The organism is Achromobacter mucicolens, assembly GCF_029866465.1.
Lineage (GTDB): Bacteria > Pseudomonadota > Gammaproteobacteria > Burkholderiales > Burkholderiaceae_B > Achromobacter > Achromobacter mucicolens.
Window position 1 is genome coordinate 3,000,911 of sequence record NZ_CP123364.1, and the last position, 15,700, is coordinate 3,016,610.

At 66.7% G+C, this 15,700-nt stretch carries 14 protein-coding genes; 4 read left to right on the forward strand and 10 right to left on the reverse strand.

From position 1 onward, the window contains the following. Positions 1–96: 96 nt before the first annotated feature. The 3 genes from QEP15_RS13745 to araD form a co-directional block, all read right to left on the reverse strand. A complete protein-coding gene (locus tag QEP15_RS13745; RefSeq protein WP_280148908.1) occupies positions 97–1,086 on the reverse strand; it encodes a Bug family tripartite tricarboxylate transporter substrate binding protein in 990 nt (329 codons plus the stop codon). A 65-nt stretch (positions 1,087–1,151) separates the two neighbouring features. Next, the gene (locus tag QEP15_RS13750) at positions 1,152–1,862 is read right to left on the reverse strand and encodes a ribonuclease activity regulator RraA (RefSeq protein WP_280148909.1); all 711 of its coding nucleotides are present in this window, start codon (positions 1,860–1,862) and stop codon (positions 1,152–1,154) included. Between the two features lie 52 nt (positions 1,863–1,914). After that, positions 1,915–3,648, reverse strand: a complete 1,734-nt coding sequence (gene araD, locus QEP15_RS13755) for an L-arabinonate dehydratase (protein WP_056318391.1) — start codon at positions 3,646–3,648, stop codon at positions 1,915–1,917. A 141-nt stretch (positions 3,649–3,789) separates the two neighbouring features. Between araD and QEP15_RS13760 the strand changes: the two genes are divergently transcribed. Then, the gene (locus tag QEP15_RS13760; protein ID WP_142055024.1) at positions 3,790–4,479 is read left to right on the forward strand and encodes a GntR family transcriptional regulator; all 690 of its coding nucleotides are present in this window, start codon (positions 3,790–3,792) and stop codon (positions 4,477–4,479) included. Between the two features lie 27 nt (positions 4,480–4,506). Here the strand turns inward: QEP15_RS13760 and QEP15_RS13765 are convergent, their stop codons facing one another. Next, a complete protein-coding gene (locus QEP15_RS13765) occupies positions 4,507–5,925 on the reverse strand; it encodes a hypothetical protein (RefSeq protein ID WP_280147569.1) in 1,419 nt (472 codons plus the stop codon). A 148-nt stretch (positions 5,926–6,073) separates the two neighbouring features. Between QEP15_RS13765 and QEP15_RS13770 the strand changes: the two genes are divergently transcribed. After that, the gene (locus QEP15_RS13770) at positions 6,074–6,535 is read left to right on the forward strand and encodes a surface-adhesin E family protein (RefSeq protein WP_227741240.1); all 462 of its coding nucleotides are present in this window, start codon (positions 6,074–6,076) and stop codon (positions 6,533–6,535) included. Positions 6,536–6,564: 29 nt separating this feature from the next. Here the strand turns inward: QEP15_RS13770 and QEP15_RS13775 are convergent, their stop codons facing one another. Together QEP15_RS13775 and QEP15_RS13780 are read right to left on the reverse strand one after the other, a co-directional pair. Further along, the gene (locus tag QEP15_RS13775; RefSeq protein ID WP_128828269.1) at positions 6,565–7,860 is read right to left on the reverse strand and encodes an O-acetylhomoserine aminocarboxypropyltransferase/cysteine synthase family protein; all 1,296 of its coding nucleotides are present in this window, start codon (positions 7,858–7,860) and stop codon (positions 6,565–6,567) included. Between the two features lie 36 nt (positions 7,861–7,896). Further along, a complete protein-coding gene (locus tag QEP15_RS13780) occupies positions 7,897–9,036 on the reverse strand; it encodes an aminotransferase class V-fold PLP-dependent enzyme (RefSeq protein ID WP_280147570.1) in 1,140 nt (379 codons plus the stop codon). A 168-nt stretch (positions 9,037–9,204) separates the two neighbouring features. Here QEP15_RS13780 and QEP15_RS13785 point away from each other — a divergent pair, with 168 nt between their 5' ends. Continuing rightward, positions 9,205–10,227 carry an amino acid ABC transporter substrate-binding protein gene (locus QEP15_RS13785; protein WP_152384583.1) on the forward strand — a complete coding sequence of 341 codons (1,023 nt, stop codon included), beginning with the start codon at positions 9,205–9,207 and terminating at the stop codon, positions 10,225–10,227. 160 nt (positions 10,228–10,387) lie between these two features. Continuing rightward, a complete protein-coding gene (locus QEP15_RS13790; RefSeq protein ID WP_280147571.1) occupies positions 10,388–12,559 on the forward strand; it encodes an ABC transporter permease subunit in 2,172 nt (723 codons plus the stop codon). Between the two features lie 13 nt (positions 12,560–12,572). Here the strand turns inward: QEP15_RS13790 and ubiT are convergent, their stop codons facing one another. The 4 genes from ubiT to QEP15_RS13810 form a co-directional block, all read right to left on the reverse strand. Next, positions 12,573–13,037, reverse strand: coding sequence for a ubiquinone anaerobic biosynthesis accessory factor UbiT (gene ubiT, locus QEP15_RS13795; protein WP_152384585.1), 465 nt, complete (start codon positions 13,035–13,037; stop codon positions 12,573–12,575). Continuing rightward, positions 13,034–13,927, reverse strand: a complete 894-nt coding sequence (locus QEP15_RS13800; protein WP_280148910.1) for a U32 family peptidase — start codon at positions 13,925–13,927, stop codon at positions 13,034–13,036. Before QEP15_RS13800 ends, ubiT begins: the two co-directional genes overlap by 4 nt. Further along, positions 13,924–14,940 carry a ubiquinone anaerobic biosynthesis protein UbiU gene (gene ubiU, locus QEP15_RS13805; RefSeq protein WP_280147572.1) on the reverse strand — a complete coding sequence of 339 codons (1,017 nt, stop codon included), beginning with the start codon at positions 14,938–14,940 and terminating at the stop codon, positions 13,924–13,926. The genes QEP15_RS13800 and ubiU overlap by 4 nt, the downstream gene beginning before the upstream one ends. A gap of 83 nt (positions 14,941–15,023) precedes the next feature. Further along, the gene (locus tag QEP15_RS13810; protein ID WP_056318368.1) at positions 15,024–15,686 is read right to left on the reverse strand and encodes a response regulator; all 663 of its coding nucleotides are present in this window, start codon (positions 15,684–15,686) and stop codon (positions 15,024–15,026) included. Positions 15,687–15,700: the final 14 nt, after the last annotated feature.

Below are 15,700 nucleotides of genomic sequence, written 5' to 3' on the forward strand. Positions count from 1 at the left end.
CCGACATCAACACGAGGCGAGTCGGGCAAGGACGCACAGACGTCCACAGCCCCCAGCTTAACGCCGACCCGCCTCGCCTACACTAGCCGCGCGCCCTCACTCCACCGACGCGCCCGACTTCTTCACGACTTCCGCCCAGCGCGGAATCTCGGTCGCCATCAGGTCGCGCAGCTGCTCGGGCGTGCTGCCCACCAGCTCCATGCCCATGGTCTTGCCCAGCTTTTCCTGCACGTCGGGCTCTTTCAGGATCAGGGCGATCTCGGCGGCCAGTTTGTCCAGGATGGGCTTGGGCGTGCCCTTGGGCGCGTAAACCGCCTGCCAGGACGCCATCTGGAAGCCGGGCACGCCCGCTTCCTGCATGGTCGGCACCTCGGGCGCGAGTGCAATGCGGTCCTTGGTGGTGACGGCCAGCAGCTTGAGCTTGCCGGTCTGCAGGAGCGGCAGCGCCGCCGTCATCTGGTCGAACATGAAGGTCACCGCGCCGGACGATACGTCCACCATCGCGGGCGGCGTGCCCTTGTAAGGCACGTGCGTGAGGGGCACGCCGATCATGCCGGAAAAGAGCTCGCCGGCCAGGTGCGTCGAGGTGCCCGCCCCCGAGGACGCAAAAGTGCGTTTGGTGGGGTCGCGTTTGAGCAGCGCGATCAGGTCGGCCACCGAATTGACGCCCAGGTTCGGATCCACGAGCAGCACGTTGGGCAGGAACGCGATCAGCGACACCGGCTCGAAGTCCTTGACCGGGTCGTACTTCAGGTTCTTGTAGAGGCTGGCGTTGATGGCGTGCGTGCTGATCGTGCCGCCAAACAAGGTGTAGCCGTCGGGCGGCGCCTTGGCCACGTAGGTGGCGCCGATGCCGCCCGCGGCGCCCGGCTTGTTCTCGACGATGACGTTCTGATGCAGGCGGTCGCCCAGCTTCTGCGCCAGCACCCGGCCGACCACGTCGGTCGAGCCGCCCACGGTAAACGGGACGACGTAGGAAATCGGCTTTTGCGTGGGCCAGTCGGCGGCGCTGGCGGGCAAGGCCAGCGTGCCAAGGACGGCGCCGGCCAGTAGCGCGGCAAGCGCGCCGCGTCGTTTAGTGTTCATCATGTGTCTCCTGCCTTGTTTTATAGGTATGCGTATGGGGGTGCCGGCAGCGCCGGCGGCAAGGCTCAGCGGCCTCGTTCTTTGCGCCAGGCGGCGAACTTGTCCTTGGTGCCCGGGTCGGTCGGCGGATACAGGCCAAGAATGGAAGCGCCGCCTTGCACCTGACTGGTCACGAAGTCCTCGAAGGCCGTCATTTCCAGGGCTTCGATGGCGATCTCGTCGGCCAGGTGCGCAGGAATGACCACCACGCCCTCACGGTCGCCCACGACGATATCGCCCGGCCACACCGCCACGTCGCCGCAGCCGATGGGCGCGTTGATGTCCAGCGCCTGGTGCAAGGTCAGATTGGTGGGTGCGGACGGACGCTGGTGATAGGCGGGAAAACCCATCTCGGCGATTTCGGGCGAGTCGCGAAAGCCCCCGTCCGTCACCACGCCCGCCACGCCGCGCTTCATCAGCCGGGTGACCAGGATGGAGCCCGCGGACGCGGCGCGCGCGTCCTTGCGGCTGTCGATGACGAAGACCGCGCCTTCCGGGCAGGTCTCGACCGCGGCGCGCTGCGGATGTGCGCGATCCTCGAAGACCTTGATGGTGTTCAGGTCTTCGCGGGCCGGGATGTAGCGCAGCGTGAAGGCCGGGCCCACCATGTTGGGCAGATTGGCGTTCAGCGGCCGCACGTCCTGGATGAACTGGTTGCGCAAGCCGCGCTTGAAGAGCGCCGTGCACAGCGTGGCGGTGCTGACGCCGGCCAGCCTGGCGCGGGTTTCGGGATTCATTTGGGACACGATGGCTCCGGGAGTTTGGGGCGGATGTGGGTAGATGAGGGAATCAGAAGATCGCGGGCTCGGGCACGGGCGCGCCAAATTCCGTTTCCAGAAAATCGAAGTCGCAGCCGTCGTTGGCCTGCAGGATGTGCCGGGAGTACATCCAGCCGTAGCCGCGCTCGTAGCGCTTGGGCGGCGGCGTCCAGGCAGCGCGGCGCGCGGCCAGTTCCTCGTCGCTGATGTTCAGGTTGATGCTGCGGGCGGGCACATCCACGGTGATCGTGTCGCCCGTCTTCACCAGCGCCAACGGGCCGCCGATGTAGCTTTCGGGCGCGACGTGCAGGATGCAGGCGCCATAGCTGGTGCCGCTCATGCGTGCATCGGACAGGCGCAGCATGTCGCGCACGCCCTGCTTGACCAGCTTGGTGGGAATGGGCAGCATGCCCCATTCCGGCATGCCCGGACCGCCCTGCGGGCCGGCATTGCGCAGGATCATGATGTGGTCCGCGGTCACGTCCAGGTTTTCGTCCTCCACGGCGGCCTTCATGCTGGGATAGTCGTCAAAGACCAGCGCCGGGCCCGTGTGGCGCAGGTATTGCGGCGCGCATGCACTGGGCTTGATGACACAGCCGTCCGGCGCGATGTTGCCGCGCAGCACGGCCAGCGCGCCCTCGTCGTAGATCGCCTCGTCCAGCTTGCGGATCACGTCGTCGTTGTAGACCTCTGCGCCCGCGATGTTCTCGCCCAGCGTCTTGCCCGTGACCGTCATGGCCGACAGGTCCAGGTGATCATCCTGCAGCCGGGTCATCAGCGCGGGCAGCCCGCCCGCGTAGTAGAAATCTTCCATCAGGTAGGTGTCGCCGCTGGGCCGGATATTGGCGATCACGGGCACTTTGCGGCTCGCCGCATCGAAATCGTCCAATCCCACCGCGCAGCCCGCGCGGCGCGACATGGCGACCAGGTGAACGATGGCATTGGTGGAACAGCCCATCGCCATGGCGACATTGATGGCGTTCTTGAACGAGGCCACGCTCAGGATGCGCTGCGGCGTCAGGTCGTCCCAGACCATCTCGACCACGCGCCGGCCGCATTCGGCCGACATGCGCATGTGGTTCACGTCGGCCGCCGGGATCGACGAGGCGCCAGGCAGCGTCATGCCGATGGCTTCGGCGATGGCGGTCATGGTGCTGGCCGTGCCCATCGTCATGCAGGTGCCGTAGCTGCGGGCAATGCCGCCCTCCACTTCCGTCCATTGCTCCTGCGTGATCTTGCCGGCGCGGCGTTCGTCCCAGAGCTTCCAGGCATCCGATCCGGACCCCAGGATCTTGCCCTTCCAATTGCCGCGCAGCATTGGGCCCGCAGGCACGTAGACGCATGGCAGGCCGGCGCTGATGGCGCCCATGATGAGGCCCGGCGTCGTCTTGTCGCAGCCGCCCATCAGCACCGCGCCGTCCACCGGGTGGCTGCGCAGCAGCTCCTCGGTCTCCATCGCCAGGAAGTTGCGGTACAGCATGGTGGTGGGCTTGACGAAGGATTCGGACACCGAAATGGCGGGCAGTTCCACCGGAAAGCCGCCGGCCTGGAACACGCCGCGTTTGACGTCTTCGACGCGCTGCTTGAAATGGCTGTGACAGGGATTCAGGTCGGACCAGGTGTTGATGATGGCGATGACCGGGCGTCCGGCCCAATCGTCCGGGCCGTAGCCCATCTGCATCATGCGGGAGCGGTGGCCGAATGAACGCAGGTCGTCCTTGGCCATCCAGGCGGCGCTGCGCAAGCTTTCGTAGGTGCGTTTCATGGGAGATACGAGGGATGCGGGGAGTCGGAGTGAAGGCATTTAAACACTAATACATTAGTGCGTCAGCTAGGTGAAAACCCGCTACACTCCGACATTCGTTATCAGCCTTTCCCCACCCCGGGACCCGGACACGCTTACCTGATGCAAAGCCAAAAGCTCAGACTGGATCGCTCCCGCCATGCGGCCCCCCAGGTTTTCGACCATCTGCGGCGCCAGATCATCTCGCTCGAGCTCGCGCCCGGCGCGCCGCTGTCGCGCGTCACGCTGGCGGACTGCTACGGACTGAGCCAGACGCCCATCCGCGACGCGCTCATGCGCCTGGCCGAGGAAGCGCTGGTCGAAATCTATCCGCAGCACACCACGGTGGTCAGCCGGATCGACATCGCCGCCGCGCGCCAGGCGCATTTCCTGCGCCGGTCGCTGGAGCTGGAAATCGTCCACCTGCTTGCCCAGCGGGCCGACCCGCTGCTGCTCCAGCGCCTGCAGTCCTCCATCGACCTGCAGCGCGCCGCCCATGCCAGCGGGCAATACCAGCAGTTCATCAACGCGGACCAGGCATTTCACCGCGACATGCACGAGGCCGCCGGTGTGGCCAGCCTGTGGGAGATGGCGCAGCGCTATAGCGGCCATCTGGACCGGTTGCGACGGCTGCATCTGCCCGAAACCGGCAAGGCCGAACGCATCCTGGACGATCATCAGCGCCTGCTGGATGCCATCGCCGCGCAGGACCCGGCGCGGGCGCAGCAGGTGCTGCGCGAGCACCTGTCCGGCACGCTCAGCCAGGTCGCGGAAATCTGCAAGCGCTATCCCGAGTACGTGGTGGCCGACTAACCGCCGGCGCGGGACCCGCGTTTCGACTCAGTCCAGCGGATAGCGCTGGATGACGGACTTGCCGCCGCGCTCGGCAAGCGTCAACAGCGCGTCGCCCGTCTGGTCCAGGCCCAGCAGCCCGCGCTCCTGCGCATGCGACAACTGGAACGGCCGCCAGGAGCGGCCCTTGTCGCGGCTGTAGAAGTAGGTCTTGGTGTAGTCGGCGCCCGAGAACAGATGCTCGGCATAGGTCTTGATGACCCACGCATTGCGGCCGAACCACGCCTGCCCGATCCAGGTCGAGGCGCCGCGCACATTGGGCGACCGCGACCGCTTCACCCAGGCCATCCCCGGCTTGTCCAGCTGGTAGATGCTGTCGCCCGCGGTCTCGAACACGGGCTGATCACGCGTCAAAAGCGCATGGGCATCCTGCGACGGAACCCGGGGCACCTCCGGGGTAATGCGGAACGCAGGCGAGGCGCCTTCCTGGAATTGCACCTCGAAGCGCCGCGTTTCGATCAATTGGGGCGCCTCCTGGCCTTCGGGACGCACCCGCGTGCGCCAGCTCCAGCCCACCGCCCGCGTCTCGTCCAGCGGGTACAACGACCAGCCGTAGCCAAGCTGCTCGACGCCGTAAGCCTTGCGGTCCCGCTCCGCCGTCTCGGCAAACTTGCGTTCGAACGCGGCCGAATCCGGCCAGACCTGTTCCTTGAGCCGAGTCGCCGCCCAACGCTTGGCCCCGTCGCAGCTATAGAGCAGGCGCACGCCGGTCTCATGGTGCTCCAGCGCAAGCGCCAGCCGGTCGGTCAGAAAAGCGGTGTGCTGCTGCGGCACGCCCAGCGTCACGTCGGGATCATAGGTCCAGGTGGCGCCCAGGTCGTCCGAACGCAGCGTGTCCCAGGCGGGCGGCTGATCGCCTTCGCCCGAACTGCGCAGCGTGCTGGTGATGAGGTACAGCGGCTGGCCGCCCGGCGCGCCGATCAGGGTCACGCCGGTATCGCCGCTGATGGAGCCCAGCAGCTCGAACACACCCGTGCCGTGGCCCCCATAAATGAGGTTGCGGGCATCGGTGGTGGTGCGGCCGGTCTGCAGCATGGTCAGGGCCAGATCGCCCTGGCCGTGGGCCAGCGTGGTGATCGCGCCGGCCTGCGCCAGCCGGATCCGCTGCTTCTGCAGACGTTCCTTCAGGGCCGGAACCTGCGTATCCAGCACGGGCGCCTGCGCCAGGCCCTCGATGTCCTTGGCGGTGACCAGAAGTTGGCCGGTCAGCAATTGGCGCTCGCCGAAACGCTGGATGGCAACCCGCGAGTATGAAGCCAGCGCGGGCCCGTTCAGCTCTCCCACGAACTCGCTGCGCGGCAGCGGATCGCCCATTGGGATGATCTGATAGATGCCCCGGGCCAGCACGGCGGCGGAGATGACCGCAAGGCCGGCGGCCACGAGTCTGATGGTCTTGGGTCCAGGCATGCTGGGCATAATGCCAGCCCCCCGCGCCGCCAGCCATTTATCGAACGGACGAAACTATAGCGCGTTGCGCCCGGTTCTCTATACTGGCGTAACGCATGCTCACGTCTTGCCGGACGCGCGCCCCTGCCCCGACACCACGGAACCGCCCATGACCGCAAGGCCTCCCTCTGCTCTATTCGCCCTGGCCCTGTTTGTCGCGGCTAGCGGCAGCCCGATCGCGCACGGCGCCGCCGCCAACGATCCGGCCTGGGTGCCGGTCGACCCGCAGGCGATGCCGGGCGTGTTCTACGACAGCCATTCGATCCGCGCCGTGTCGGAGAATCCGGCTGTCAGGGCAGTGACCGTGGCCTGGTTCTACGCCCAGCCCCGGATTTCCGAGGCCAACGGGCAGCCCTACGGTTCGGTCACCCAGCCGGTGACCATGAACTGCAGCGCCAACACGTATACGGTCACCCAGGTCTTGCACCACGCGGGCAACGACGCCACCGGGGCGATCGTCGAATCGATTCCGGTGGCGGGCATCCGCAACGCCCCCGTGACGCGCGACCCGGTGCAGCGCCGGCTGCGCGACCTGGTCTGCGCGGCCAACGGAAAAAGCGCGCGGAAATAGCGCGCTTTTCCTGTCGAAACCGCCCGGGGTCAGACCTGCGCCAGCGCCTGGTCCAGATCGGCGATCAGGTCGTCGATGTGCTCGATCCCGATGGACAGGCGCACGGTTTCCTCGCGCACGCCGGCCTTTTTCAGTTCCTCGGCATTGAGCTGGCGGTGCGTGGTGGACGCCGGATGCGTCGCCAGCGACTTGGAATCGCCAATGTTGACTAGGCGCGTGAACAGCTGCAACGCATCCTGGAAGCGCGCGCCGGCCTCGCGGCCGCCCTTCACGCCAAACGTGAATAGCCCCGGCACCTTGCCGCCCAGGTACTTCTTGGCGAGCGCATGGTCGGGATGGTCCGGCAGACCCGCGTAGTTCACCCATTCCACCTTTGAATGCTCGCGCAGGTAGCTGGCGACCTTGACCGCGTTCTCCACGATGCGGTCCACGCGCAGGGCCAGGGTCTCGATCCCCTGCAGGATCTGGAACGAGTTGAACGGCGAGATCGCGGCGCCGGTGTTGCGCAGCGGCACCACCCGGGCGCGGCCGATGTACGCGGCCGGTCCGAAGGCCTCCGTGTACACCACGCCGTGGTAGCTCACATCCGGCTCGTTCAGACGCTTGAAGCGCGCCTTGTGCTCGGCCCACGGAAACTTGCCCGAGTCGATGATGGCGCCGCCCAGGCTGGTGCCGTGTCCGCCCAGATACTTGGTCAACGACTGCACAACGATGTCGGCGCCATGCTCGATGGGACGCAGCAGGTACGGCGACGGCACGGTGTTGTCGACAATCAGCGGCAGGCCGTGGCGATGCGCCAGCTCGGCCAGCGCGGCGATGTCGGTGATGTTGCCCAAGGGGTTGCCAACCGATTCCGCGAAGATGGCCTTGGTGCGGTCGTCGATCTGCGCCTCGAAGGCGGCCAGGTCGGACGGATCGGCAAAGCGCGTGGTGATGCCGTACTGCGGCAGCGTGTGCGCAAACAGGTTGTAGGTGCCGCCATACAGCGTGCTGGACGACACGATGTTGTCGCCGGCTTCGGCAATGGTCAGGATCGCGTAGGTGACGGCGGCCTGGCCCGAGGCCAGCGCCAGCGCGGCGATGCCGCCTTCCAGGGCCGCCACGCGCTGCTCCAGCACGTCGGTGGTCGGATTCATGATGCGGGTGTAGATGTTGCCCGCGACCTTCAGGTCGAAGAGGTCCGCGCCGTGCTGCGTGTCGTCGAACGCGTAGGCCACCGTCTGGTAGATGGGTACGGCCACCGCGCGCGTGGTCGGATCGGGCCGGTAGCCGCCGTGGACAGCCACGGTTTCCAGGCGCCAGTTGGGCTTCTTCGCTTCAGTCATCAGTCTCTCCGGTAAATGCGTGTTTGAAAATTCAGATCAGGCGGCAAACGCGCGCGCGGCGCGCAGAATGTGTTCGATGTCTTCATGGTTGTTGTAAGCGCCGACAGACAGGCGCACATAACCATACTCCACGATGCTCGCCACGACACCTGCCTGCGCCAGGTGCGCAAGCGCCGCGGCGGGGTTGGCGACGCGCAGCGCCGTGGTGGTGCTGCGCACCTCGTCGCCCGGCGGCGACACCACCTGCGCGCCCAGACTCCGCAGTCCATCGCTCAGGGCCTGCGACAGCGCCAGCACCCAGGGTTCGATGCGCTCGGGCCGCGCCTGTTCGATAAGGTCCAGCGCGCCCGCCCAGCCAGCAAGGCCGGGATAGTTCAGGTTGCCCGTTTCCAGCCGGCGGGCATCCGCCGCGTCAGACACCGCCACCTGCCATTGCAGGCCGGACTTATCCAGCGTGGTCACGCCGGACGGGCCGACGTAATGCGGATTCAACGCAGCCAGCAGCCCCGGCGACACGTGCAGCAGCCCCACCCCCAGCGGTCCCAGCATGCCCTTGTGCGCGCCGCACGCAAACGCATCGACGTGCCAGTCGTCCACCTGAGCGCGCAGCAGGCCCGCACCCTGGATGCCGTCGACCACCAGCCAGATGCCGCGCTCGGCGCAGCGGCGTCCCAGCTCCCGGATGTCGGTCCGCAGTCCGGTGCCGTACTGCACCCAGGACACCGCGATCAAACGCGTGCGGGCGTCGACGTGCTGCCACAGGTCATCCACCGTAAAACGATGCGCGCGCGCCTGCGCCACACGCACCTGCACGCCGCGCCGGCGCAGATTCAGCCATGGCAAGGCGTTCGACGGATGCTCCTGGTCGTCGACGACGAGGTTGTCGCCTTCCTGCCAGGCCAGTCCTTGCGCGACCGTGTTCAACCCCTCGGTGGTGTTTTTGGTGAACGCCAGCCGGCGCGCGTCGCCGCCGATCAGCCGCGCCAGCCGCACCCGCAACGCGTCGGCATCGCGCAGCCATTGCGGCTTGTCGCTGCGCGCATGCGTGATGCTGTCAAAGAAGCCAGCCACCGCGTCCGACACCCGCGGCGACAACGGGCTGGTGTATGCAATGTTGGCGTATGCCTTGTCGCGCGTGATGGGAAACCACTGTCTGAATTCGTCCTGCCAAGCCATGCGCAACCTTCGTCGCCGGACCACCCGGCATGCGGGCATTCTAGGTATCTGGCGCGCATTCGGATAAGGCTTAGTTTTCATATTGATATGCGTATTAAGTCGCTCGGCAAGCCGCGCCCCGCCCATAGAATTCGTGCCTCTCTTGCACACAACAACCTTGGGAACAGCATGCGTTTGATTCATCTATTCAAGGCCGCGGGCGTGGCCGCCGCGATGACGCTTGCGGGCACATCGCAAGCCGGCACGGTGGACACCATCAAGAAGCGCGGAGAATTGGTCTGCGGCGTCAGCCAGGGCTCGGCAGGCTTGTCGATCGCGGACAAGCAAGGCCGCTGGACCGGCCTTGACGCGGACCTGTGCCGCGCGCTGGCGGCCGCCGTGCTGGGCGATCCGGAAAAGACCCGCTTCGTGCCGCTGAGTTCGCAGCAGCGCTTTCCAGCCCTGCAGTCCGGCGAGATCGACGTGCTGAACCGCAACACCACGATCACCTCGGGCCGCGACGCGGGGCTGGGCATCGCGTCCGCCGGCATCGTGTTCTACGACGGACAGGGCTTTTTGGTGCCGCGCAAATTGGGCGTCAAGAGCGCCACCGAACTGGAAGGCGCGCAGGTTTGCGTGCAGCCCGGCACGGTGAACGAACAGAACCTGGTCGACTACTTCAAGAAGAACAAACTCACCTATCGGCCCGTCGTGATAGAGAACCTGGTCGAGCTTGAACAGGCCTTCTATGCCGGACGCTGCGACGTCTACCTGTCGGATGCGTCCACGCTGGCCGCCAGCCGTGCGGCGCGCGCCAGCCAGCCGGACGACTTCGTCATCCTGCCCGAGCGCATCAACAAATCACCGCTCGGCCCCTTCGTACGCCAGGACGACCCGAACTGGGCCGCCATCGTGCGCTGGACGGTCAACGCGCTGGTCGCCGCCGAGGAGTTGGGCATCACCGCCCAGAACGCCGACAGCCTGGCGCAAAGCAGCGACGCGCAGGTGCGGCGCCTGCTTGGCGTGGATCCCGGCATTGGCAAGAGCTTTGGCTTGGACGAAACCTGGGCACGAAACGCCATCAAAGCCGTGGGCAATTATGGCCAGGTGTGGGACCGCAACCTGGGCGCCGCCACGCCGCTCAAGCTTGAGCGTGGCCTGAATGCGCAGTGGAACAAGGGCGGCCTGCTGTATTCGCCGCCGTTCCAGTGACGCGTGTCGCTTGATGCGCTTCGCGCGATGCATATCGCGTGACTCAAATTGTTTGATGCGCGTTGCTTGATGCGCACTGCTTGATGCGCACTTCATGATGATTCGCGGGCGGGCCGCCGGGTCCGCCCTTCTTGTTCCTTCCTTTGCCGCATGACCTGCCATGACCGCCACCACGCTCCCCTATCCGTTGACTGCGCCCTGGCGCCGCTGGTTGCCTGCATTGGCGTGGGGTTTGGGACTGGGCGCAATGGCCGCCATTCTGGTGCTGCACATCGAATCGGTGCAGGCCGCACGCGGTATCCAGGGCGGGTTCGGCTTCCTGCTTCAGCCAGCGGGCTTCCGCATCTCGGAAAGCCTGCTCAATGTCACGCCCGAAGATCCTTACTGGATGTCCCTTGCGGCGGGACTGGCCAATACGCTGACCGTCGCCTTCGTGGCAACACCCCTGGCGACCGTCCTGGGCGCGGGCCTGGGATTCATGGGGTTGTCGACCAACCCGCTGGCGGCGCGCGTCGCCGCCCTTGTCATTGCCCCCTTGCGAAATACACCCGTGCTGTTGCAGCTCTTCGTCTGGTACGGGTTGCTGCTGCGCCTGCCTGACTTGCGGCAGGCATGGTCGCCGCTGCCTTCCGTGCTGCTGTCCAATCGCGGGTTGGCCTTGCCCGCGCTGCATGGCTGGGTGCCTTATGCGGCCGTGGCATTGGCCGCGCTGGCGCTGGGATGGCAAGCCCGCCGCCGGTGGGCCAATGCTGCGTTCACCGCCGCGTTGACTGCAATATTGACCGCCGCCGGAATCGCGTGGGCACTATCGCCGCCCATGCAGATCGACCTGCCCGTCAAACGCGGGCTCGGCTTGCAGGGCGGCTGGCAACCCAGCATCGAGTTCGCCGCCTTGACCATCGGCCTCGTGGTCTTTCACGCCGCCTACATCGCCGACATCGTGCGCGGGGCGGTGCGCGCGGTTCCCGTTGGCCTGGTCGAAGCCGGTCAGGCCATGGGCCTTACGCCTTACAAGGTGCTGCGGCTGGTGATCGCGCGCTACGCCACGCGCGTCGCGCTGCCGCCGTATGCCAACCAATGCCTCGCGCTCGTCAAGAACAGCACGCTCGCCATCGCAATCGGCTACCAGGAGCTGATGGCGGTCATCAACACGGCCATCACGCAGACGGGGCTGGCGCTGGAAGGCATTGCGCTTGCCATGGCCATTTACCTGACGTTGGCGGTCTGCCTGGGCGGCGGGCTCTCCGCCTGGAATGCGCGCAATACCCGACACGGCCCGGGCGACACGCACGGGGCGCGCCTGGGTGACCGGGCGTGCTGGGATGGCGCTGGGGGCAAGGCCAGGACGCTTCGACGCAACGCGATGTCGGCCGTTCTGACATTGCTGCTGGCCACCGTGGCCTGGTCGCTGCTCGACTGGGCAGTGCTGCGCGCTGTGTGGTCGGGCAATCCGGCGATCTGCGCGAATGCGGCGGGCGCCTGCTGGGCCGCCGTGGGCGAAAACCTGCCGCTGTTGTTCTACGGCACCATGTCCGACGCGCACCGGGGGCCGGCGCTGATCGCGTGCCTGGCGCTTTTGGCTGCCATTGGCGTCTTCCTGGGCGCACGTCGCCTGCCGGCGGGCCTACGCATTGCCCTGTTGACTGCGCTATCAAGCACTACCGTGGCAGCCCTGACGGGCTGGCCCTGGGGCGGCGACCTCATCGGCCCGCAACGCTGGGGCGGACTGCTCGTCACGTTGATCCTGGCGATAGCAGCGCTCGTTGCAGCCGTACCGCTCGCCTTCGCGCTCGCCCTGCTTCGCCGGTCGGGCAGCCCGGCCGGTTCACTGGCCGCCGCCGGTCTGATCGAAGCGGTACGCGGTGTGCCGCTGGTGACCCAGCTGCTGTTCGCGTCCTTTGTGTTGCCCATGCTGCTGGGTGGTGGCGTGTCGAAGTTCAGCATGGCGCTGGCGGCGCTGACGCTGCATACCGCTTGTGTGCTGGCCGAAGTGCTGCGCGGTGCGCTGCAGGCGATTCCGCCCGGTCAGATGATGGCTGCACGCGCCTTGGGCATGCCGCCCGCGCTGGCCTATGCGTGCGTGATCTGGCCACAGGCCCGCCGCATCGCCTCGCCCGCCGCGCTGGGTGTGTTTGTGGGCGCGGTCAAGGACACGTCGCTGGTCAGCATTATTGGTGTGTTTGACGTGTTGGGCGCGGCCAAGGCGGTGGTGGCGGGCACCGACTGGCGCCCGTATCACGTCGAGGTTTATCTGGCCGTGGCGCTGCTGTATCTGGCCGCCAGCCTGGCGCTATCGCGCGTGGCACGCCGCATGGAAGGCCGCCGCGCTTGAACATACGGCGAGATCAGCCGCCTGCCCCGCCCGCCATGCCGCTGTTTGCGGCAGTCATGCGTTGCAGCCACGCCGGCCGGGGCGCCGCGTCCAGCCAGTTCTTGACGATCAACCCCAGCTCGGTGTCGCCGGCGATACGCAGGCGGCGCTGGAAGAACAAGGTGTCGGCATCGGTTTCCTCGCGCATGAGCGCCAGGAAGTCCGCGAGCTTTGCGCCCAGCTCAAGCTCCGCGGCGCCGTTGGACCCGCGGTTCCAGAGGGGCCGGAACGCACCATCCCGCACGACAAAGCTGCTGCGCAGACCCAGGTCTTCGACGGTGATGGCAAAGCTGCGGCCGTTCAGTTCCGCTGGCGGCTCCAGCCACTTGAGCCGGCGCGCCAGCTCAAGCCCCGCCACGAAATGCAACGACACAAACGGGCCCGGCACGCGGCGGCCCAGCTTGGCGAACACAGGCGGCAAATTCAGGGCGGCGCTCATGCGACGGCCTCCTCGAGGCCAATGCCGGCCTTGCCATAGTAGTAACCGTTGCAGCGGCCGATGCCCGCGGGCGGCGACACCGGCTCGGGCTTGGCGCCTTGCCGCATCGCATCCAGCGCGGCGATGGCCTCAAGCGTGCCCGCCGATTGCGGGCTGACGCGCAGCACATCGACGCCCATGCCCGCCAGTTCGGGCGCCTCGGCCAGCAGGTCCAGGCACGCGGCCGACTGAACCTGGATGCCGTTGATGCCCAGGAACTCGCGCGATTCGCGCGTGCGCATGTCCAGGCCATCGGGATGCTCGATGCAGCGAAAGCCGCAATCGTCCTTTTTCAGGCGGAAATGGCGGGCCGTGAAGCAGCGCGCGGAGAACGCCAGCGCCATCCTGCCCCACACCATCACTTCGGCCTGCATGCCAGCGGGACGCTCTTGCAGCAGGCGTTCGAGCGTGGTGCCATCCATTTCAAGCGGCGCGACGAAGCGCACAGCGCCGCGATTGGCCAGCCAGGTCAGCGTGCCCCCGTGGTAGGCGTTGATGTGCGGACCGGCGACAAAGCCGCGGCCGCTCAGGTGGCGCACCGCGCCCAACTCGCCTGCCTCGACCATGAAATCCTGCTGGTCGCAAAGCTTCTTCAAGGCGTTGGCCTCGGCGCCCGTCTCGATCAAGGTGCGGCCAGACAGCACCACCGTCTTGCCCACTGCGCGCAAGTCGCGCGCCAGTTCAAGCCAATCGTCGGCGCGCAGTTCGTGACGCCGGCTACAGACGGTCTCGCCCACGTAGATGATGTCCGCAGGACTTTCGGCCAGCGCGGCGTAGAAATCCATGGTGCGTTGGCGCGGCCAGTAGTACAGCAAGGGGCCGACAGAAATCTGGAATGGGATGGGGGTCATTTCCATGGACGTTCGAAAGCGCCTTGTGTGACTTGTGAACCCTCGGCATGGCGCGCCAGCATGGCGTTCCATTCGGGGCGCGGAGAAAAGCGCGATGCGTCCGCATGCACGCTGTCCAGCGCGGCGCGCAGCGTGGACACCACCTGCGTGACATAGGCCGGGCTGCGTTGGCGCCCTTCGATCTTGATGGCCGACACGCCCATTTCCGCCAGCTTCGGCAACAAGCCGATGGCATTCAGGCTGGTGGGTTCTTCGAGGGCGTGGTCGGCTTGCCCGTCCACTTCGAAGCGCCCTTTGCACAACGTGGGATACGCAGCCGGTTCGCCGGGTTCGTATCGGTCGATGAGGATGCCCGACAGGCGCGCATCCATGCGGCCTTCTTCTTCGACCCAGCGCACCGCGTGCGCGGGCGAACAGACGCCCTTGTTGTTGGGGGAATCGCCGGTGGCGTACGACGACAAGAGGCAGCGGCCCTCGGCCATGACGCACAGGCTGCCGAAGCCGAAGACCTCGACCTCGACGCTGACGTTGGCGCAGATGCGGGCAATCTCCGTCAGCGTCAGGACGCGCGGCAGGACCACACGGCGGATGCCGAACTGTTCTTTCATAAGTTCAATGGCGTCCGCGTGGGTGGCCGAGCCCTGCACCGACAGATGCAGCCGCAGGTCGGGATAGCGGTCGCTTGCGTAGGCCAGCAGTCCCGGGTCGGCCATGATGACGGCGTCGGCGCCCAGGTCGTGGGCGGCATCGACGGCGGCCTGCCATTCGGCCATGCGGCCTGCCTGCACAAAGGTGTTGATGGCAAAGAGCACATGCCGGTTGTGGCGATGCGCCAGTTCGACGCCGGCGCGGATGTCGGCTTCGGTGAAATTGAGCCCGGCGAAATTGCGGGCGTTCGTGGCGTTCTTGAGCCCGAGATATACGGTGTCGGCGCCCGCTTCGATCGCCGCTTTCAAGGCGGCCAGACTGCCTGCCGGGGCCACGAGCTCTATGGGAGAGGTTCGAGTTTGCATGACGGCCAGTCTATGGGCCGCCCGCCCCCCGGGCCTTGTCGAAAATCAAACGGCGTGGCGCGCGCGGCGCCTTTTTGTGCTGCCTATTCCTCGGTGTACAGGCCGCGCTCCACGGCATAGACAGCGACCTGCACACGGCTCGTCAGATTGAGCTTCTTCAGCACATTCTGCACATGGATCTTCACGGTGCTTTCGCTCACGTCCAGTTCGCGCGCGATGACCTTGTTGCTGGCCCCGCGCGCCAGCCATTGCACGATCTGGGTTTCACGCGCGGTAAGACGATGGCGCTCGGCCGACCCGGGCGGCGGCGGCGTCTGGCTGGCCTGACCGCGGAACTGTTCGACCAGCTTGGCCGTCATGCTATCGGCAATGACGGCTTCGCCGTTGGCGGCGCGGCGGATGGCGGACACCAGCGCGTCCGCGTCGATGTTCTTGACGAGATAGCCGCGAGCGCCGTCGCGCAGCGCCTGGCCAAGCTCATCGGCCTCTTCCGAGACGGTCAGGATGATGACCGCGCAATTGGGCAGGTCCTGCGTCAGCAGCTGCAGCGTTTCCAGCCCCGACAGGCCGGGCAGGTTCAGGTCAAGCAGCACGACGTCGGGTTTGAGTTCCTTGGCGCGCTTTATGCCTTCGACGCCGTCGCCCGCCTCGGCCACGACCTCGAAGTCGGGCTGGCGCTGCAACAGCAGGCGGACACCGGAGCGGAACAGGGTGTGGTCGTCGATGAGCAGGATGCGGATGGTCATGATGGGCAAGGATG